This window comes from Pseudomonas sp. TR47, from assembly GCF_044143025.1.
GTDB lineage: Bacteria > Pseudomonadota > Gammaproteobacteria > Pseudomonadales > Pseudomonadaceae > Aquipseudomonas > Aquipseudomonas putida_E.
The window spans coordinates 124,866-144,574 of sequence record NZ_JBHFCS010000003.1 but is presented as its reverse complement, the minus strand read 5'-3'; the positions used below and the strand labels follow the sequence as shown (position 1 = coordinate 144,574).

General features: G+C 63.9%; 17 protein-coding genes and 1 tRNA gene. 11 read left to right on the top strand and 7 right to left on the bottom strand.

The annotated features are described in order from the left end of the window. From ACEWE8_RS04805 to ACEWE8_RS04770, 8 genes are all read left to right on the top strand, one after another. A complete protein-coding gene (locus tag ACEWE8_RS04805; RefSeq protein WP_125923485.1) occupies positions 1-762 on the top strand; it encodes an SDR family NAD(P)-dependent oxidoreductase in 762 nt (253 codons plus the stop codon). Between the two features lie 128 nt (positions 763-890). After that, the gene (fdnG, locus tag ACEWE8_RS04800) at positions 891-3,959 is read left to right on the top strand and encodes a formate dehydrogenase-N subunit alpha (protein ID WP_144415440.1); all 3,069 of its coding nucleotides are present in this window, start codon (positions 891-893) and stop codon (positions 3,957-3,959) included. Next, the gene (gene fdxH, locus ACEWE8_RS04795) at positions 3,959-4,915 is read left to right on the top strand and encodes a formate dehydrogenase subunit beta (RefSeq protein WP_046785079.1); all 957 of its coding nucleotides are present in this window, start codon (positions 3,959-3,961) and stop codon (positions 4,913-4,915) included. Before fdnG ends, fdxH begins: the two co-directional genes overlap by 1 nt. Then, positions 4,912-5,568 carry a formate dehydrogenase subunit gamma gene (locus ACEWE8_RS04790; protein ID WP_046785080.1) on the top strand — a complete coding sequence of 219 codons (657 nt, stop codon included), beginning with the start codon at positions 4,912-4,914 and terminating at the stop codon, positions 5,566-5,568. Before fdxH ends, ACEWE8_RS04790 begins: the two co-directional genes overlap by 4 nt. A gap of 4 nt (positions 5,569-5,572) precedes the next feature. Next, positions 5,573-6,499: a formate dehydrogenase accessory protein FdhE gene (gene fdhE / locus ACEWE8_RS04785; RefSeq protein WP_046785081.1), complete on the top strand. Its 927-nt coding sequence runs from the start codon at positions 5,573-5,575 to the stop codon at positions 6,497-6,499. A 143-nt stretch (positions 6,500-6,642) separates the two neighbouring features. Further along, positions 6,643-8,070 carry an L-seryl-tRNA(Sec) selenium transferase gene (selA, locus tag ACEWE8_RS04780; RefSeq protein WP_046785082.1) on the top strand — a complete coding sequence of 476 codons (1,428 nt, stop codon included), beginning with the start codon at positions 6,643-6,645 and terminating at the stop codon, positions 8,068-8,070. Next, the gene (gene selB, locus ACEWE8_RS04775; protein ID WP_046785176.1) at positions 8,067-9,989 is read left to right on the top strand and encodes a selenocysteine-specific translation elongation factor; all 1,923 of its coding nucleotides are present in this window, start codon (positions 8,067-8,069) and stop codon (positions 9,987-9,989) included. The genes selA and selB overlap by 4 nt, the downstream gene beginning before the upstream one ends. 6 nt (positions 9,990-9,995) lie before the next feature. Then, positions 9,996-10,091: transfer RNA gene (locus ACEWE8_RS04770), tRNA-Sec, on the top strand. 9 nt (positions 10,092-10,100) lie between these two features. Here ACEWE8_RS04770 and ACEWE8_RS04765 read toward each other — a convergent pair. Both ACEWE8_RS04765 and ACEWE8_RS04760 read right to left on the bottom strand, forming a co-directional pair. Next, entirely contained in the window at positions 10,101-11,090 is a 990-nt protein-coding gene (locus tag ACEWE8_RS04765) for an asparaginase (protein WP_046785083.1), read from the bottom strand. Positions 11,091-11,162: 72 nt separating this feature from the next. Further along, positions 11,163-12,605 (bottom strand): sodium:alanine symporter family protein, encoded by a 1,443-nt coding sequence (locus ACEWE8_RS04760; RefSeq protein WP_046785084.1) that lies wholly within the window; start codon positions 12,603-12,605, stop codon positions 11,163-11,165. A 178-nt stretch (positions 12,606-12,783) separates the two neighbouring features. Between ACEWE8_RS04760 and ACEWE8_RS04755 the strand changes: the two genes are divergently transcribed. The 3 genes from ACEWE8_RS04755 to ACEWE8_RS04745 all read left to right on the top strand — a co-directional run bounded on the left by ACEWE8_RS04755 (position 12,784) and on the right by ACEWE8_RS04745 (position 15,615). Beyond that, the gene (locus ACEWE8_RS04755; protein ID WP_046785085.1) at positions 12,784-13,593 is read left to right on the top strand and encodes a helix-turn-helix transcriptional regulator; all 810 of its coding nucleotides are present in this window, start codon (positions 12,784-12,786) and stop codon (positions 13,591-13,593) included. 212 nt (positions 13,594-13,805) lie between these two features. Next, positions 13,806-14,690, top strand: coding sequence for a sugar nucleotide-binding protein (locus ACEWE8_RS04750; RefSeq protein WP_046785086.1), 885 nt, complete (start codon positions 13,806-13,808; stop codon positions 14,688-14,690). Continuing rightward, positions 14,683-15,615, top strand: a complete 933-nt coding sequence (locus tag ACEWE8_RS04745) for an NAD-dependent epimerase/dehydratase family protein (RefSeq protein WP_046785087.1) — start codon at positions 14,683-14,685, stop codon at positions 15,613-15,615. Before ACEWE8_RS04750 ends, ACEWE8_RS04745 begins: the two co-directional genes overlap by 8 nt. 159 nt (positions 15,616-15,774) lie before the next feature. Here ACEWE8_RS04745 and ACEWE8_RS04740 read toward each other — a convergent pair whose 3' ends face one another. The 5 genes from ACEWE8_RS04740 to ACEWE8_RS04720 all read right to left on the bottom strand — a co-directional run bounded on the left by ACEWE8_RS04740 (position 15,775) and on the right by ACEWE8_RS04720 (position 19,653). After that, entirely contained in the window at positions 15,775-16,458 is a 684-nt protein-coding gene (locus ACEWE8_RS04740) for an OmpW family protein (RefSeq protein ID WP_012312498.1), read from the bottom strand. A 109-nt stretch (positions 16,459-16,567) separates the two neighbouring features. Then, positions 16,568-17,083: a DUF3299 domain-containing protein gene (locus ACEWE8_RS04735; RefSeq protein ID WP_046785088.1), complete on the bottom strand. Its 516-nt coding sequence runs from the start codon at positions 17,081-17,083 to the stop codon at positions 16,568-16,570. A 9-nt stretch (positions 17,084-17,092) separates the two neighbouring features. Further along, complete coding sequence (locus ACEWE8_RS04730; RefSeq protein WP_046785089.1) at positions 17,093-18,358, bottom strand: ABC transporter permease; 1,266 nt, start codon at positions 18,356-18,358, stop codon at positions 17,093-17,095. Beyond that, complete coding sequence (locus ACEWE8_RS04725) at positions 18,358-19,068, bottom strand: ABC transporter ATP-binding protein (RefSeq protein WP_046785090.1); 711 nt, start codon at positions 19,066-19,068, stop codon at positions 18,358-18,360. Before ACEWE8_RS04725 ends, ACEWE8_RS04730 begins: the two co-directional genes overlap by 1 nt. Next, a complete protein-coding gene (locus ACEWE8_RS04720; protein WP_046785091.1) occupies positions 19,069-19,653 on the bottom strand; it encodes a DUF2796 domain-containing protein in 585 nt (194 codons plus the stop codon). Positions 19,654-19,709: the final 56 nt, after the last annotated feature.

Genomic DNA, 19,709 nt, shown 5'->3' with positions numbered 1-19,709 from the left:
ATGAAAACTGCATTCGTAACCGGCGCCTCCTCAGGCTTTGGCCGGGCCATATGCCGCACCCTGGTTGCCAAGGGCTATCGCGTGATCGGTGGCGCCCGCCGTATGGACAAGTTGCAGGCCCTGGAGCATGAACTTGGCGACAACTTCATTCCACTGGCGCTGGATGTGACTGATATGCAGTCGGTCAGCGCAGCGGTGGCGCAGATCAACGAAGCTGCGCCGGGCATCGATGTGCTGGTCAACAACGCAGGGTTGGCGCTGGGTATCGAGCGGGCCCAGGCCTGCAGCGCCGAGAACTGGCAGCGCATGATCGACACCAACATCACCGGCCTGGCCATGGTCACCCATGCGGTATTGCCGCAGATGGTCCGGGCCGACAGCGGCATGATCATCAACATTGGTTCGATTGCCGGCACTTATCCCTACCCGGGCGGCAACGTTTATGGCGCGAGCAAGGCGTTCGTGCGTCAGTTCAGCCTGAACCTGCGCGCCGATCTGGCGGGGACCCGCGTGCGAGTCAGCAACATCGAACCTGGGCTGTGTTCCGGGACCGATTTTTCGGTGGTGCGCCTGAACGGCGACCTGAATGCAGTGGATGCGTTGTACCGTGATGTGCAGGCGATTTTGCCCCAGGACATTGCTGCCACGGTTGCGTGGATCGCTGAACAGCCGCCACACGTAAACATCAATACGCTCGAAATCATGCCGGTGGCGCAGAGCAGCGCGGCCTTGAATGTGGCGCGCAATCTGCCGCCTTGCTGACTAGGGTCAATCGCACTTTTGGCATTCTTGGCTAGTCTTAACGGTTGGCGGCATCGCTTAGCCGCCACCGTGATGACCCGAGGCGCCGGCAATGCCCCGAGCGCCCGAAACCTGATCAGGAGTGCACGATGGACCTCAACCGTCGGCAATTCTTCAAGGTCGCCGCTGTCGGCCTTGGAGGCTCGAGCCTGGCGGCGTTGGGCATGGCCCCGACGCCGGCCTTCGCCGAGCAGGTGCGCCACTTCAAGCTGGCGCACACCAAGGAAACCCGCAACACCTGCCCCTACTGCTCGGTCGGCTGCGGCCTGATCCTCTACAGCCAGGGCGATGCGGGCAAGAACGTCAAACAGAACATCATCCATATCGAAGGCGACGCCGACCACCCGGTCAACCGCGGCACCCTGTGCCCGAAAGGCGCCGGCCTGCTGGACTTCATCCACAGCGAGAGCCGCCTCAAATACCCTGAGGTGCGCAAGGCGGGCAGCAAGGAGTGGGTACGGGTCAGTTGGGACGAGGCACTCGACCGCGTCGCCGGACTGATGAAGCAGGACCGCGACGCCAACTTCATCGAAAAGAACGCCCAGGGGCAAACCGTCAACCGCTGGCTTACCACCGGTTTTCTCGCTGCCTCCGCCGCCTCCAGCGAGGCCGGCTACCTGACCCACAAGGTCATCCGCGCAACCGGCATGCTGGGGTTCGATAACCAGGCACGTGTCTGACATGGCCCGACGGTGGCAAGTCTTGCCCCGACGTACGGCCGTGGCGCCATGACCAACCACTGGTCAGATATCGCCAACGCGAATCTGGTCCTGGTGATGGGTGGCAACGCAGCAGAAGCTCACCCGTGCGGCTTCAAGTGGGTGACCGAGGCCAAAGCGCACAACAAGGCGCGGCTGATCGTGGTCGACCCGCGGTTTACCCGTACCGCCTCGGTGGCGGACTACTACGCGCCAATTCGTACCGGCAGCGACATCGCCTTCATGGGCGGGTTGATCAACTACCTGCTGAGCAATGACAAGATCCAGCACGAGTACGTGCGCAACTACACCGACGTGTCGTTCATCGTCAAAGAAACCTATGGTTTCGAAGACGGGCTGTTCAGTGGTTACGACGCGGCCAAGCGTGTGTATGCCGACAAGTCCGGCTGGGGGTACGAACTGGGCGAGGACGGTTTCGCCAAGGTCGATCCGACCCTGCAGCACCCGCGTTGCGTGTTCCAGTTGATGAAGCAGCATTACAGCCGCTATACCCCGGAACTGGCGAGCATGACCTGTGGCATGCCGCAGGACGCCATGATGAAGATCTGGGAAGAGATCGCCACCTGCTCGGTACCGGGCAAGACCATGACGATCCTCTATGCACTGGGCTGGACGCAGCATTCGATCGGCGCGCAGATCATCCGCAGTGCGGCCATGGTCCAGTTGCTGCTGGGCAACGTCGGCATGCCGGGTGGCGGGGTCAATGCCCTGCGCGGGCATTCCAACATCCAGGGCCTGACCGACCTTGGCTTGCTGTCCAACTCGCTGCCGGGCTACTTGAGCCTGCCTGGCGATGCCGAGCAGGACTATGCCGCCTACATTGACAAGCGGGCCTCCAAGCCGCTGCGCCCTGGGCAGTTGTCCTACTGGCAGAACTACGGCAAGTTCCATGTCAGCCTGATGAAGGCCTGGTATGGCGCCAATGCCACGGCAGAAAACAATTGGGGTTACGACTGGTTGCCCAAGCTCGACGTGCCGGCCTATGACGTGCTGCGCATGTTCGAGATGATGAGCCAAGGCAAGGTCAACGGTTACATCTGCCAAGGCTTCAACCCGATCGCCGCGTTGCCCGACAAGAACCGCGTGACTGCTGCCCTGGGCAAGCTCAAGTGGCTGGTGGTCATGGACCCGCTGGCCACCGAGACCTCGGAGTTCTGGCGCAATGCCGGGCCCTTTAACGATGTCGACACGGCCAATATCCAGACCGAAGTGATTCGCCTGCCCACCACCTGTTTCGCCGAGGAGGATGGTTCGCTGGTCAACAGCAGCCGCTGGCTGCAGTGGCACTGGAAGGGCGCCGACGGCCCGGGCGAGACCCGCACCGACGTGCAGATCATGAGCGAGTTGTTCCTGCGCATGCGTCAGCGCTATCAGACCGAGGGTGGCACTTACCCTGATCCGATCATGAACATCAGTTGGCCCTACAAGCTGCCTGACGAGCCGTCCCCGGAGGAACTGGCCAAGGAAATGAACGGCTGGGCGGTCACTGATGTGACCGACCCCTCGGGCGCGCTCATCAAGGCCGGGCAACAGTTGGCAGGCTTCGGCCAACTCAAGGACGACGGCAGCACTGCGTCCGGCTGCTGGATCTTCGCCGGTTGCTGGACCGAGCAGGGCAACCAGATGGCGCGGCGTGACAACAGCGACCCGTATGGCATGCACCAGGCGCAGAACTGGGCCTGGGCCTGGCCGGCCAACCGCCGCATCCTGTACAACCGTGCCTCCAGTGACCTGCAAGGCAAGCCATGGGACCCGGAGAAAAAGCGCCTGGTGTGGTGGAACGGCAAGGCCTGGACCGGCACCGACGTGCCCGACTTCAAGGTCGATTCACCACCGCAAGCGGGCATGAACCCGTTCATCATGAACCCCGAGGGCGTGGCGCGGTTCTTTGCCATCGACAAGATGGCCGAAGGGCCGTTCCCCGAGCACTACGAGCCGTTCGAGACGCCGATCGGCATCAACCCGCTGCACCCGAAGAACAACAAGGCCACCAGCAACCCGGCCGGGCGGATCTTCGATTCGGTGTGGGACACCCTCGGCAAGCACGACGAATTCCCGTATGCGGCGACGACGTACCGGCTGACCGAGCACTTCCACTTCTGGAGCAAGCATTGCCGGCTCAACGCCATTGCCCAGCCCGAGCAGTTCGTCGAGATCGGTGAGGTGCTGGCCAACGAGAAAGGCATCAAGGCGGGCGACCGGGTGCGGGTGTCGAGCAAGCGCGGGCATATCGAAGCGGTGGCGGTGGTGACCAAGCGGATTCGCCCGCTGCAGGTCAACAACCAGACCGTGCACCAGATCGGCATCCCGTTGCACTGGGGCTTCACCGGCGCGACACGGCACGGTTACCTGACCAACACCTTGGTGCCCTTCCTCGGTGACGGCAACACGCAGACGCCGGAGTCCAAGTCGTTCCTCGTCAAAGTGGAGAAAGTCTGATGGCCAGCCAAGACATCATTGCCCGCTCGGCCACCACCACCGTACCGCCTTCGGTACGCCTGCAGCAGGAAGTCGCCAAACTGATCGACACCACCAAATGCATCGGCTGCAAGGCCTGCCAGGTGGCGTGTTCAGAGTGGAACGAGCTGCGTGACGAGGTCGGCCACAACCACGGTACCTACGACAACCCCCAAGACCTGACGGCCGATACCTGGACCCTGATGCGCTTCACTGAACACGAGCGCGACGATGGCAACCTGGAGTGGCTGATCCGCAAGGACGGCTGCATGCATTGCGCCGAGCCGGGTTGCCTGAAGGCGTGCCCGAGCCCGGGAGCGATCATCAAGCACGCCAACGGCATCGTCGATTTCAACCAGGACCATTGCATCGGCTGTGGCTATTGCATCACTGGCTGCCCGTTCAACATTCCGCGCATCTCGCAGAAAGACCACAAGGCCTACAAGTGCTCGCTGTGTTCCGACCGCGTGAGCGTGGGCCTGGAGCCTGCCTGCGTGAAAACCTGCCCGACCGGCGCGATCGTCTTTGGCAGCAAGGACGAAATGAAGGTGCATGCTGCCGAACGCATCGTCGACCTCAAATCGCGTGGCTACGACAACGCCGGGCTCTACGACCCGGACGGCGTCGGTGGCACGCACGTGATGTATGTACTGCACCATGCCGATACGCCCCGCTTGTATGCCGGCCTGCCGGACCAGCCGGTGATCAGCCCGCTGGTGGGCTTGTGGAAGGGCATCACCAAGCCGCTGGCACTGCTGGCGATGGGCGCGGCGGTGCTGGCCGGGTTCTTCCACTATGTGCGGGTTGGCCCGCAGCGGGTCGAGGAGGACGAACACCCCAGCCCCACGCCACCTGATGACAGCGTGCACCAGGTGGACCCGGCGGTGCATGTCTATGATCCGAAGCAGCCCGGTGGGCAAGGGGAGCAGCGGCCATGAACGACGACAAACCCATCCTGCGCTACAACGCCAACGAGCGGACCAACCACTGGATCGTCGCCATCCTGTTCGTGCTGGCCGGGCTTTCGGGGCTGGCGCTGTTCCATCCGGCGCTGTTCTGGCTCAGCCATCTGTTCGGCGGCGGGCCGTGGACACGCATCCTGCACCCCTTCATCGGGGTGGCCATGTTCGTGTTCTTTCTGTTCCTGGTGGTGCGTTTCTGGCGCGCCAACTTCATCACTGCCAACGACCGCCTGTGGCTGCGCCGCATCGACCGGGTGATGCTCAACAAGGAGGAGGGCGTGCCGCCGATCGGCAAATATAACGCCGGGCAGAAGCTGCTGTTCTGGACGTTGTTGGTGTGCATGCTGGTGTTGCTGTTCAGTGGCGTGGTGATCTGGCGCGCTTACTTCAGCCATTTCTTCGGCATAGGTTCGATTCGCCTGGCGTCGTTGGCCCATGCGCTGGCGGGCTTCGTGCTGATTCTCAGCATCATCGTGCACATCTACGCCGGTATCTGGATCAAGGGCTCGATCGGCGCCATGCTGCATGGCTGGGTCAGCCGCGCCTGGGCGCGCAAACACCATCAGTTGTGGTACCGCGAGGTGACCGGCGACAAGACGCCGAGTGACCATGGACGTAAAGAAGGATGAACGCTTGAGCACGATACTCGAACCGGGGCAGATCGAAGCGTCGGCGGTGATGCCGCCGTTTCTTCACCTGCCGCCCGCCAACCTGTTCGAACTGCGCGCCATGCGCCTCGAACAGCTCGCTGCAGGGCATGCCCTTGGCGACTACCTGCGCCTGATCGCCCGGCTGTGTCGCATTCAGCAGCAGCTTGTGGATAACCCGCCTGGTGGTTTGCCAGTGGCCGATGACCGACAGCGCCTGTGCATAAGTCATGGTTTGCCACCCCTTGCGGCCGACGGCCTGGTGCGCGAGGGGCCGTGGCTGGCGTGGTTGCAGGCGCTGATCGATCATTTCGACGGCGAGGCCAATGGCCCTTTGGCGGCAGCACTGCTGGCGCTGCGTGGCAGTGATGACAGCCAGCGCAAAGGCTGGGGGAGCGCATTGCTGGCCGGGCAGTACGACGCTGTGCCCGCAGCACTGGTGCCGTTTCTGGGGGCCGCGCTGCAGGCGGCCTGGTCCAGCTGGTTGCTGGCGCTGCCGGCAGTTGAACTCAAGCCGTCGGGCAGCCAGGCCCAGTGCCCGGCCTGTGGTTCGCCGGCCATGGCGGGGGTGGTGCGTAACCGTGGCAAGCACAACGGCCTGCGTTACCTGGCGTGCTCCTTGTGTGCCTGCGAATGGCATGTGGTGCGGGTCAAGTGCGTGTATTGCGAATCGAGCAAGGGCTTGTGCTACACCAGCCTGGAGGATGACCGCCATGCGCCGGGCAAGGCGCCGCTGCGGGCGGAGTGCTGCCCGGGGTGCAATGCCTACCTGAAACAGAATTACCTTGAGAACGACGCTGCTGCCGAGCCGTTGGCCGATGACCTGGCCAGCCTGGCGCTGGATATCCGGTTGGACGAGGAGGGCTTTCATCGGCTGGCACCCAACCTGATGCTGGCGCCGGGTGGTGGGTGAGTGTCTACACTGCACAATTGAGTTGCCTCCATCGCCGGCAAGCCGGCCACAGCTATTTCACCGCTCCCGAGAGCGATGCAGTCCTGTAGGAGCCGGCTTGCCGGCGATGAGGCCCGAACAGACAATGGATAAGGTAGTACCTGATGTCTTCAAGCCTTGCCAGCAATACGCCACGGCTCCCTTCCATCGACACCCTGCTACGCCACCCGGCCTGCCTCCCGCTGATCGAGCGCCATGGCCGCGACGCTGTGCTCGCCACCCTGCGCCAGCTGCTCGGCGACCTGCGCGAACCTGTTCGCAACGGCCAACTCGGCGCTGCCGAACTGGGCGCTGAAATCCTCCTGGGCCGCAGCGGCGAGCGCCTGGCCGCCCAGCAGCGCAGCCAGGTACGCCGCGTCTTCAACCTCACCGGCACGGTACTGCACACCAACCTCGGTCGTGCCCTGTTGCCGGAGGAAGCCGTTGAAGCCATGCAGACCGCCGCCCGCTATCCGCTCAACCTGGAGTTCGACCTTGCCACCGGCAAGCGTGGCGACCGAGATGATCTGATCGAAGGGCTGATCCGCGAGCTGACCGGCGCCGAAGCGGTCACCGTGGTCAACAACAACGCTGCCGCCGTGTTGCTTGCGCTCAACAGCCTGGGCGCGCGCAAGGAGGGCATCATTTCCCGCGGTGAGCTGATCGAGATCGGCGGCGCCTTTCGCATTCCCGATATCATGGCCCGTGCCGGTGTACGCCTGCACGAGGTCGGCACCACCAACCGCACCCATGCCCGCGACTATGAAGCTGCCATCGGCCCGCGTACCGGCTTGTTGATGCGGGTGCATTGCAGCAACTACAGCATCCAGGGCTTCACCACCCAGGTGCCGACCGCGGAGCTTGCGCGAATCGCCCATCAGCATGAACTGCCGCTGCTGGAAGACCTGGGCAGCGGCAGCCTGCTCGACCTGACCCGCTGGGGCCTGCCCGCCGAGCCGACCGTGCGCCAGGCCCTGGCCGATGGTGCGGATATCGTGACCTTCAGCGGTGACAAGCTGCTTGGCGGCCCGCAGGCGGGGATCATCGTCGGTCGCAAGGATTTGATCGCGAGGATCAAGAAGAACCCGCTGAAACGTGCACTGCGCGTCGACAAGATCACCCTCGCCGCCCTCGAAGCCGTGCTGGCGCTGTACCGCAACCCGGACAGGCTGGCCGAGCGCTTGCCCAGCCTGCGCCTGTTGACCCGCAGCCAGGCTGAAATCCACGCCCAGGCCGAGCGCCTGGCACCCGAGCTCAAGGCTCGCCTCGGGGGGCAATGGGCCGTCAGCGTCGAGCCGGCGTTCGGCATGATCGGCAGCGGCAGCCAGCCGGTTGCGCGCCTGCCCAGCGCCGCGCTGTGCCTGCGCCCACAGGTGTCGAAGAAACTGCGCGGGCGCAGCCTGCATGTGCTGGAGCGCGCCTTGCGCGATCTGGCGGTGCCCGTGCTCGGCCGTATCGACGATGACGCGCTGTGGCTCGACCTGCGCCAGCTGGACGATGAAGCCCAATGGCTGGCGCAGCTACCGGCCCTGCAACTGGGGCCGGTGCAGTGATCGTTGGTACCGCCGGCCACATCGACCACGGCAAGACCGCATTGCTCCAGGCCCTGACCGGGCAGGCCGGCGACCATCGCCAGGAAGAACGCGAGCGCGGCATGACCATCGACCTGGGCTATCGCTATGCCGCCTTGGCTGAAGGCGCGCCACTGACGGGCTTCATCGATGTGCCCGGCCACGAGCGTTTCATCCACAACATGCTTGCCGGCGCCCAGGGTATCGATCTGGTGTTGCTGGTGGTGGCTGCTGATGACGGCGTCATGCCGCAGACCCGTGAGCACCTGGCGATCATCGAGTTGCTGGGCATTCCCCAGGCGCTGGTAGCAATCAGCAAGTGCGACCGGGTCACGCCGGCGCGCGTGGCCCAAGTGCAGGTGCAGATTGCGCAGTTGCTGGCGCCCGGGCCTTATGCCGGGGCGGCGCAGTTCCCGCTGTCGAGTGTCACCGGCGCGGGGGTCGAGGCGCTGCGTCATGCGTTGCTGGCGGCGGGCGAGGGTTTGAAGCAGCGCAGCGTGCGTGGCGGCTTTCGGTTGGCTATCGACCGCGCCTTCGCGGTCACCGGGGCTGGCCTGGTGGTCACGGGTACGGCGCTGGCCGGGCGTGTCAGTGCGGGTGATACGTTGTTGCTGGGCAAGGCCGGTAAAGCGGTGCGGGTACGTGGCCTGCATGCGCAGAACCAGGCGGCGCTGGTGGCTGAAGTGGGGCAGCGTGTAGCGCTGAACATTGCTGCCGAGCGCCTCGCGGTGGAGCAGGTGCGCCGTGGCGATTGGCTGGTATCGCAATGGCTGCACGCGCCCAGCACACGGGTCGATATCGAACTGCAGCTGCTCGCCGGCGAGTCCCGTCCTTTCGAACATTTCAGTGCCGTGCATGTACACCTGGGGACCCAGGACGTCACCGCACGGGTCGCCCTGCTCGAAGGCGAGCGCCTGCTTGCAGGCCAGCGCATGTTCGCCCAATTGTTGCTCAATGCGCCGCTGCAAGCCGTGCATGGCGACCGCCTGGTGCTGCGTGACCAGCGTGCCCAACGCACCCTTGGCGGCGGTACGGTGCTCGACCCGTTCGCACCGAGCCGGCAGCGTCGCAGCGAGGCGCGCTTGCGCCAGTTGGAAGTGCTGCGTGATGCCGAGGGCCTGGAGCAGGCCTTGATGGCGTTGCTCGACAACGCACCGGGCGGGCTCGACCCGCAGCGGCTGGAGCGCCAGTTCAACCGCTTGCGTGAGGGCTGGCAGTTGCCAGCTGACGTGCTGGTGGTCGCAACCAGGCAAGGCCAGTTGTTGTTCGCTAAAGCCCAGTGGCAGGCGCTCAAACACCAGGTGCGCGAACAACTGGCGTTGTTCCATGAGCAGGAACCCGACCAGCTTGGCCCGGACCGTGACCGCCTGCGCCGCTTCGCCGCCTTGCCAGTCGAGCGTCCCGCATTCGTCAGCCTGCTCGAGGAGATGCTCGGCGAAGGCACTATCGCCAGCAGCGGGCCGTGGTTGCATCTGCCTGGTCACAAGGTGCAGTTGAGCGAGGCCGACAGTGCGCTATGGTCGCGGCTGCAGCCAAGGTTGCTGGAAGGGCGCTTCGATCCGCCTTGGGTGCGGACGCTGGCCAGCGAAGAGAAATGTGCCGAGGCGGATGTGCGCCTGTTGTTGCGAAAGTTGGCCAGGCTCGGCGTAGTGCATCAGGTGGTACGTGACCTGTTCTACCCCGAGGCGACGCTACAGCGCATGGCAGAGCTGCTGCTAGGGCAAGCGAATGAAACACCGATAGTGCAGGTGGCCGCATTTCGCGATATGTTGGGCATCGGTCGCAAGCGCAGTGTGCAGATTCTGGAATACTTCGACCGTATCGGCCTGACCCGCAGGGTTGCCGATCAGCGTCACATCCGCGCCGACAGCGCCCTGGCCCAACAGCAGGCCAGGCACTGAGTTCAAGGAAGGCAATCGCGCCCGGTGGCGCGGCCGGGCTTCAAACCCGGTTGGGGACGGCAGCCGTTCCCGGGCAGGTTCGACTCCCGCTGCCTTCCGCCAATTTCCTGTTCAAGCGCGCTCGCCGCACAGGTCCAGCGCAAACCACTGCTCTGCAGCATCTGCATCCAGCCCCGCGCCCAGCAGCGCAAACATCTTGCCCAGCGCAGCCTCACGGGTCATGCCACCGCCACTGACCAGCCCGGCACCGCGCAGGCGGTTGCCCGCCGCATAGGTATCGAACACCACCGAACCCTCGGGGCACTGGCTGATGGCAACCAGCATCACCCCACGCTGGCGCGCCGAGCGCAGCACGTCGAGCAAGGCTTGGTCATCCGACGGCCCGGTGCCGCTGCCGTAACATTCAAGCAGTAGCCCTTGCACCCCGGTGTCGAGCACCGCCCGCAGGTGTTCGGCCTGCAAACCGGGGAATACCGGCATCACGGCAATGTTCACCGGTTGGCGCTGCTGGCGATAACCCAAGGTGGCAGGTAAGTCGTTCGCCCGCTCGCCTTCACGATGACGCGGCAACGCGGCGAAGGCGTCGAACGCTTCGCTGCGAAGCTTCGAGGCGCGGCAGCCCTGCAACAGCTGGCCATGGAAGTACAGCTGCACGCCAGCCTCAAGGCCTTGCTCGAACTGGCGCAGGGCACCGCACAGGTTGTCCCAGGCATCACTGCCCGGTGCACCGGCCGGCAACATTGACCCGGTCAGCAGAACTGGCACCGGCAGGCCCAGCAGCAGGAACGACAACACCGCAGCGCTGTGGGCGAGGGTGTCGGTGCCATGCAGCACCAGCACGCCATCGTGGCCGTCATTGTCCACTGCACAGACGATGGCATCGCGCATTGCCAGCCAGTTGTGCTGCTGCATGTTGGCACTGTCGAGCAGCGGGTTCATTTCCTGCAGCGTCCACTGCACCTGGGGTGCATCGCCCAGTTGGGCGAAGTGTTCGCGCATCCGCGCATCGAAACCACCGGCCGGTGCCAGGCCTTCGGCGGTTTCGAGCATGCCGATGGTGCCGCCGGTGTAGAGGACGAGAAGATTCGTGACTGCACGCATGGAAAGCATCCGTAGTGGTGAGCGGAGAGTAGGCAGCCGCCCGCGAACGGGGCGGCTGGGCAGGCGAGGATATCAGCGCTGCGGCTGAACTTCGCCGACGGCTTTGTCAACGGCTGTTTCGGCCTGCGGATTGGCCGGCCAGGCCTTGCGGTCCAGGTCCAGGTCGGCGAACTTGCTCGAGTCGAACACGGGCTGCTTGATGCCGGCTTTGCGCTGGTCGTCGTAATCGCGCATCACACGCAGGCCGACCTTGAACAGCAAGGCCAGGGCGACCAGGTTGACGAAGGCCAGGCAGGTCATGGTGATGTCGGCGAAGGCGAACACGGTGGTCAGGTCCTGTACCGAACCCCAGACCACCAGCGCCAGTACCAGGCCACGGAACACCAGCAGTACCAGGCGGTTGCGGCTGAGGAACTGCAGGCTGTTCTCGCCCAGGTAGTAGTTGTAGAGGATGCAGGTGAAGACGAACAGCGACAGCGCGACGCTGACGAACAGGCGGCCCCAGTCACCGACCACGGCGGCCAGCGAGTTCTGGGTCAGGACGATACCGTCACCTTCGAAGCCCGGGGTATAGAAGCCAGACAGCAGGATCAGCAGGGCGGTGCAGGTGCAGATCAGGAAGGTGTCGAGGAACACGCTGAAAGCCTGGACCACGCCTTGCGCGCCCGGGTGCTTCACGGCAGCCACGGCAGCGACGTTGGGCGCACTGCCCAAGCCTGCTTCGTTGGCGAACACGCCGCGTTTCACGCCCATGACGATGGCGCTGCCGAGCAGGCCGGCGAATGCAGGGTCCAGGCCGAAGGCGCTTTTGAAGATGGTTTCCAGCATTGCCGGTACGTGTTCGATCTGGGTGCCGATCACGTACAGGGTCACGCCGATGTAGGCCAAGGTCTTGACCGGTACCAGCAGGTCGGAGACTGCGGCGATACGCTTGATGCCACCCAGGAACACGATAGCCAGCAGCACCGCCAGGGCGATACCGGTGTGGCTTGGGTCGAAGCCGAAGGCGTTCTGCAGCGAATGTGTCACGGTGTACGACTGCAGGCCCATGAAGGCGAAGCCGTAGGTGACCAGCAGCAGGATCGAGAACACGATGGCCATGCTCCTGAGCTTCAGGCCGTGCAGGATGTAGTAGGCCGGGCCACCACGGTACAGGCCATCGCCATCGGCGCGCTTGTACACCTGGGCCAAGGTACATTCGAAGAAGCTGCTGGCCATGCCCACCAGTGCGGTGACCCACATCCAGAACACGGCCCCCGGGCCACCCAGGGTCACGGCGATGCCGACACCGGCGATGTTACCGGCGCCAACGCGGCCGGCCAGGCTCAGCATCAGGGCCTGGAAGGAGCTCAGCTGGCCTGCCTGGCCACGCAGCGATTCCTTGAACACACTGAACATGTGGGCGAAATGGCGGAACTGTACGAACCGCGAGCGGATGGTGAAGTAACCGCCGAGACCGACGATCAGCACGATGAGAAGCTTCCCCGAAAGGAAATCGTTGAGTGCTTCGAGCATTGGAAAATGACCTCGATTCTTATTCTTCGCGTGAAAAGACCAGCGGACGGCAGGCGCACCGCTATCGTTGGGGCGCATGGTTGGCCATGACAAGAGTGGTTACAATTTCGCGGGTTGCTCTGAATTGATGCGACTTGATGCTACACTTGCGCCATTCGCGTCACCCTGGATTCAGAACATGAGCGATCATTTCGCTACCAACCTCAAATTGGCCTGCAGCCACTACCGCTCTATCTCCGAAGTTTGCCGCCAGCTGTCGATCAACCGTGCGCAGTTCAACAAGTACCTGAGCGGGCAGAGCCGCCCGACGGCGTTCAACCTCAAGCGCATCGGTGATTTCTTCGGTGTCGAGGACTACGAGCTGAACTTGCCTCCCGAGCAGTTCGCCCGCCTGATCGGCGCCCGGGTATCGGCCGTGGCCGATCAGCCCAGCGACCCGATCAGCGAGCTGTTCCGCCCGCTGCACGAGCACGCCGGCAACCTGTCGCGCTACTGCGGCTATTACTTCGAGTACTCCAACTGCATGTCGGTACCCGGCACGATCCTGGTGTCACTGGTGCACCTGCGCGAGGAGCGCGGCCGCTTCCTGTTCGAGCGCCAGGAGCGTCAGGAGCGCTCTAGCGCCACCGACCTGCATGCCGAGGTGCGTTGCCGCTACCTGGGCGCGGCGTTCCAGCTGCAGGACCGGATGTTTCTCATCGACTACGAGTCGCTGACCCTGAACGAGATGAGCCAGACCATCCTCATCCCCAGCTTCAAGAGCCGCATCACCCGCTTGAATGGCCTGAAGACCGGTGTTTCCAGCGGCGACCGGCGCAACCCGGCCTGCACCCGGGTGGTGTGGGAGTACCTGGGTGAGGAGATCAACCGCATCAACGCCTACCGGCAGGTGAAGCTGTATCAGCCGGACGATCCGCGAATCGATGACGACGTGCGTGAGCGGCTGAGTGTGGGGCCACTCAGTAACGGCTTGTTCGAAATCGAATAGATTGAGCGTCTGTATGGGTATCGCCTCTTGGCGTCCGATGTCACGGGACAGGCCCAGCTGGCTTGCAGTTTATTGAATGCGAGATGGCGGATCTCGGGTCCGGCCTTAGCGTTTACCCCGGTAGTGCTGTCAGCCTCAGGGTTGGACTTCCCCGTCTGGAAACCGCAAAATGAACCCTTTCCCTCATCAACCTGTTCGGATCTGCTGACTCTATGCGTATGCGCCTGATGCTGTTGGGTGGTGGCAATGCCCTCGGGCAAGCGCTGATTCGTCTCGGGGCCGAGGAGGACATCGCATTTCTGGCGCCGCGCCCGCCGGAAGACGGCTGGACGCCAGCAAGCCTGACCCAGCTGCTTGACGATCATCGCCCCGATGCGCTGGTCAACCTGGCTTACTACTTCGACTGGTTCCAGGCCGAGTCGGTCAGCGAGCCGCGCCTGGCTCAGCAGGAGCGGGCGGTGGAGCGCTTGGCGGAGCTGTGCCAGCATCACCAGATCACCTTGGTGCAGCCTTCCAGCTACCGGGTGTTCGATGGTTCGCGTGCCACGGCCTATAGCGAAAAAGATGAGCCGGTGCCGTTGGGCCTGCGTGGCCAGGCCTTGTGGCGCATCGAACAGAGCGTGCGTGCGGCGTGCCCGCAGCATGTGCTGCTGCGCTTCGGCTGGTTGCTGGACGAGAGCATCGACGGTGCCCTGGGCCGCTTCCTGACCCGCGCCGAGCAACCGCAGGAGCTGTTGCTGGCCGATGACCGCCGCGGCAACCCGACGCCGGTCGACGATGCCGCGCGGGTGATCCTGTCGGTGCTCAAGCAGCTCGATTGCACCGCGCCGCTGTGGGGCACTTACCACTACGCCGGTAACGAGGCGACCACGCCGCTGGCGCTGGGCCAGGCGATCCTCACCGAGGCCGGGCAGCATCGCCAGCTGGCCGTGCAGGCACCGACCGCGCAGGCGCATGCCGCCCGCCCGGATGCCAGTGAAGAGCCGCAGAACGCGGTGCTGGCCTGCAAGAAAATCCTTCATACCTTCGGCATCAAGCCGCGTGCCTGGCGCGCCGGCCTGCCGCCTCTACTGGACCGTTTCTACCGCCATGGCTGACGCCCCCATCCTGATCACCGGCGGCGCCGGCTTCATTGGCTCCCACCTGTGCGATGCGTTGCTGGCTAAAGGCTACGCGGTGCGTGTGCTGGACGACCTTTCCACTGGCAAGCGCGACAACCTGCAACTGGGCAACCCGCGCCTTGAGCTGGTGGAGGGTGATGTTGCCGATGCCGCACTGGTTCAGCGCGCCGCGGCAGGTTGCAGCGCTGTGGTTCATTTGGCCGCGGTGGCTTCGGTGCAGGCTTCGGTCGAAGACCCGGTAAAGACCCACCAGAGCAATTTCATCGGCACCCTCAATGTCTGTGAGGCCATGCGCCTGCAGGGTGTGCGCCGGGTGCTGTTCGCCTCCAGCGCGGCGGTGTACGGCAATAACGGCGAAGGCCAGTCGATTGCCGAGGAGACGCCCAAGGCACCGCTGACCCCCTATGCGGTGGACAAGCTGGCCAGCGAGCAGTACCTGGACTTCTACCGCCGGCAGCATGGGCTGGAGCCGGTGGTGTTTCGCTTCTTCAACATCTTCGGGCCGCGCCAGGACCCTTCGTCCCCGTACTCCGGGGTGATCAGCATTTTCAGTGAGCGGGCCACCCAAGGGTTGCCGATCACGGTGTTCGGCGACGGCGAGCAAACTCGGGATTTCCTGTATGTGGGCGACCTGGTGCAGGTGATGGTGCAGGCGCTCGAGCAGCCGCAGGTGGAAGAGGGCGCGGTGAATATCGGCCTGAACCAGGCGACTTCGCTGAACCAGTTGCTCAAGGCGCTGGAAACCGTGGTCGGCAGCTTGCCGCCTGTCAGCTATGGCGAGGCTCGTTCGGGTGACATTCGCCACTCGCGGGCGGATAACCAGCGTTTGCTGGCACGATTCGATTTTCCGCAGCCGACTTCGATGGTCGAAGGGCTGGCGCACTTGCTCGGCAAGGCCTGACTTAGGCCGCTTTGCGGCCCATCGCCGGCAAGCCGGCTCCCACGCTGATTGATGTACTCCGCACCTTGTGGGAGCTGGCTTGCCGGCGATGGGCTGCGTAGCAGCCCTAATGAGACTAACTGACTGGCATCAGGCCTTGGCCGCCCTGCATCGCAGTGGTCAGAACTTGTAGCCAAGGCCGACCATGTAAACCCACGGGTCGACTTCCACGTTGACCTTGGTCTTGCTGTAGCCCAGCGCGCTCGGGCCGTCGACGGTGGCCTTGGTGTCGATATCGACGTACCAGACCGAAGCGTTGACCAACAGGTTATCGGTGAGCATGTAGTCCATGCCCAGCTGACCGGCGATACCGACCGAGTCCTGCAGCTTGAGGTTGCTGAAACCTTGTTGCTTGCGCGCGCTGCTCAGGTCTTCGTCGAAGAACAGGGTGTAGTTGATGCCGATGCCAGCGTATGGCTGGAAGCGCGAGTTCGGTGCCATCGGGTAGTACTGCAGCGACAGGGTCGGTGGCAGTTGCTTGATGTCGGCCAGCTTGCCGTCCAGGCCGCCACCCAGGCCCTTCACGCCCACGGTGTGCTGGAACGGCGTGGCCGCCAGCAGTTCAAGGCCGACGTGGTCGGTGAGCATGTAGGCGAAAGTCAGGCCCAGTTGGGTGTCGCTGTCCAGGGTCGCCTTGGTGCCCGACACCTTGTTGCCGTCGAACTTCAAGTCGCCGCTGCTTTCGTTCGGGGCGGTGGTGATCGCGCCTGCGCGCAGGATCATGTCTCCCGCCTGGTAGGCGTGGGCGGCAGGGGCGGCGAGCGCAAGGGCCACAAGTGAGGCGCCGAGCAAGGACTTGTTCATGGAAGCTCCGAAAGGACGTGAGTAATCAAGTTGTCCAATGGTACGGAGCCGTCTAAACCGAATGTTTGACCCAGCTCAAAGAACTGCGTTCACGAATTAGAAACAGTTCTCACTTCAGCTCATAAACGTATATTTTCTCGGCTTCCATCTGGTAGCCGGCGTCGGCCAGTTCGCTGCTGGAGGCTCTGACGTGCAGCTTTCCTTCAATCCAGTAGGGCTGGTACAGGTCTTCGACGCGTACGCCCATTTCGCTGAAGATATGCACGATCTGGTTGGAGGGCGGTGGCGGTACATGGATACAGGCGCCGTAGTAGGGCACTAACAGGAACTCGGTAGTGCGACCTTCTTCGCTGACTTCCAGTGGCACGATATAGCCGGGAAGTTTGATTTGCTGGCCGTCCAGGTCCTTGACCACCGGCGCATCGGGCGCTTGCTGGCGCGCCGCTGGGGCTGACTCAGCGGACAGGGCGCTGCTCAGTTGCGACATGTCGTGTAGCGGGGCGAGTTGCGGCGGGATGATCGGCGCGCCTTCCGGGATCAGTGCAGGCCAGTCGAGTTCGCGGGGTTCGGCCGCCCAGGTGGGGGCGGCGAGCATCAGCAGGGATAAAAACAGCGCGCGGAACATGGCGTTTTCTCAGAGGTGAATCGACAACCCATCGGCCAGCGACTGCCGGTAAGCGCGCCAGGCCGGCACGCTGCCCATCAGCAGCGCTGCGCCGAGGATGATAGCAAGCAGCGTCCACTCGTGCGTGCTGGGCCAGGCCAGCGGCAGGTACAGGCCGTAGTTGGCCTGAACGTAGCCTTGGGCGAGGGCGATGCCGGCATACAGCAGGCCAAGCCCGGCAACGATACCGGCACTTGCCAGTGCCAGCGCTTCAAGCACCAGCAACCCGGCAATGTGCCAAGGCCGGGCCCCCACCGAGCGCAGAATCGCCATTTCCCGGCGACGTTCGTTGAGGCTGGTGAGAATGGCCGTGAGCATGCCGATCAAACCGGTCAACACGACGAACAGCGAGACCACGAACAACGCCTGTTCGGCCGTACCCATCAGGCTCCACAACTCCTGCAGCGCTACCCCGGGCAAGATCGCCAGCAGCGGCTCGCTGCGGTATTCATTGATCTCGCGCTGCAGGCTGAAGGTGGCGATCTTGCTGTTCAGGCCCAGCATGAACGCGGTGATCGCGGCGGGCTGCAGGTCCATGGCGCGAGCCTGTTCGGCGCTGATGCGCCCGGCACCACGGGCAGGCACGCCGTTATGCCAGTCGATATGGATCGCCTCCATGCCCGCCAGGCTGATGTGCAGCGTGCGGTCGACAGGTGTGCCGGTGCGTTTGAGCACGCCGACCACGGTGAACGGCTTGTCGTCGTGCTTGACCAGGCTGATTGCCGCCACGCCATGGGCAAGCACCAGCTTGTCGCCAAGCTTGTAGTTCAGCGCCTCGGCCACCTCGGCGCCCAGCACCACCTCGAACGGGTCGCTGGCGAACTCACGGCCTTGGCTCAGCTCCAGGTGCTGCCGGCGACCGTACTGGTAATGGCTGAAGTATTCACCGGTGGTGCCCATTACCCGGTAGCCGCGGTGCGAGTCGCCGAGCGAGATGGGAATCGCCCACTTCACCCGTGGGTCCTGGGCGTAATGCTGGTAACTGTCCCAACGGATATTGTTGGTGGCGTTGCCGATGCGGAACACCGAATACAGCAGCAGGTTTACCGAACCCGAGCGGGCGCCGACGATCAGGTCGGTGCCGCTGATGGTGCTGGCGAAACTGGCGCGTGCTTCGGTGCGCACACGTTCCACGGCCAGCAGCAGGCACACCGACAAGGCGATGGCGAAGGCAGTGAGAAACGCCGTGAAACGGCGATTGGCCAGGCTGGCCAGGGCAAGGCGAAGCAGGTACATCAGGCCTCCCGGGGCGTGGCTGCGCGGTTGAGTTCGGCCAGTGACAGATGACGGTCGAACAGCGGTGCCAGGCTCTGGTCATGGCTGACGAACAACAGGCTGGAGCCGGCGGCGCGACATTCATCGAACAGCAGGCGGATGAACGCCTCGCGGGTGTCGGCATCCAGTGCCGAGGTCGGTTCGTCGGCAATGACCAGCTCGGGTTGGCCGATCAATGCTCGGGCAGCGGCCACCCTTTGTTGCTGGCCGATCGACAGGCTGTCGGCGCGGCGGGCAAGCAGTGCCGGGTCGTTCAGGCCCAGATGGGCAAGCAGCTCGCGGGCAGCTTGGTCGACACTGCCGTGGCGTTGGCGGGCGCGGTCGGCCCGGCTGTGCGAAAAGCGGCAGGGCAGTTCGACGTTTTCCCGTACCGAGAGGAACGGCAGCAGGTTGAACTGCTGGAAGATATAACCGGTGTGATCGACCCGAAAGCGGTCGCGGGCGCCCTGGCCAAGGCTGCCGAGATCCTGGCCGAGCAACTGGATACGGCCCTGGGCTGGCACGTTCACCCCGCCCAGCAGGCCCAGCAAGGTGGTCTTGCCACTGCCGCTGGGGCCCTTGAGGAACAGGGCCTCGCCTGCTTCCAGGCGAAACGCGGGTATATCCAGCAATGGCGGCTGCCCTGGCCAGGCGAACACCAGGTCTTGCAGCGCGATCAACGGCAGGCTCATTCAGAACGCGACCACGGCCTTGGCAGGCGAGGTTTCCAGGCCCTTCTGGCCGTTCGGGCCGATCAACTGCACATTGATTTTCTGCGTGGCGGGGAAGGTCTTGAACAGCGGTGTGAGGTCGAGCTGAGAGAGTTTTTCCGGGGCGGAGCATTTGAGCTGATAGTGCGCACTGATGTCGCTGTGCTGGTGGCCATGCTCATGTTCATCACCGTCGTCATCTTTTGCCGCATCACCGAACAGTGGGCTCTCCAGCTCCTGAGCATCTTCCTGGCAGCCAGCAGCCGCTGCCAGGCCAAACAGCTTCAGAGGTTGCTCGAGCTGCTGGCGCACGGCGGCGACCTTGGCTTTGTCGGCATCACTGCTGGCGCTGTGTTCAAAGCCGACCAGGTTCATTGCCGGGCTGTCCAGCTCCAGCTCGAGGGTGTTGCTGTCGAGCACCACATTGAGCTTGGCCACACCGTGCTCATGCGCCCCGAGCGTGCCGTGGGCGTGATCATGGTCATGGTCATGGTCATGGTCTTCGTGGCCATGAGCCACGGCCAGGGGCAGCAGGGCGAAGGGCAGGGCGAGCAGCAGGCGACGCATGGACGACTCCAGAAGCAGACGGGGAATGATTTGGTAATGTTATAACAACTTTTCTC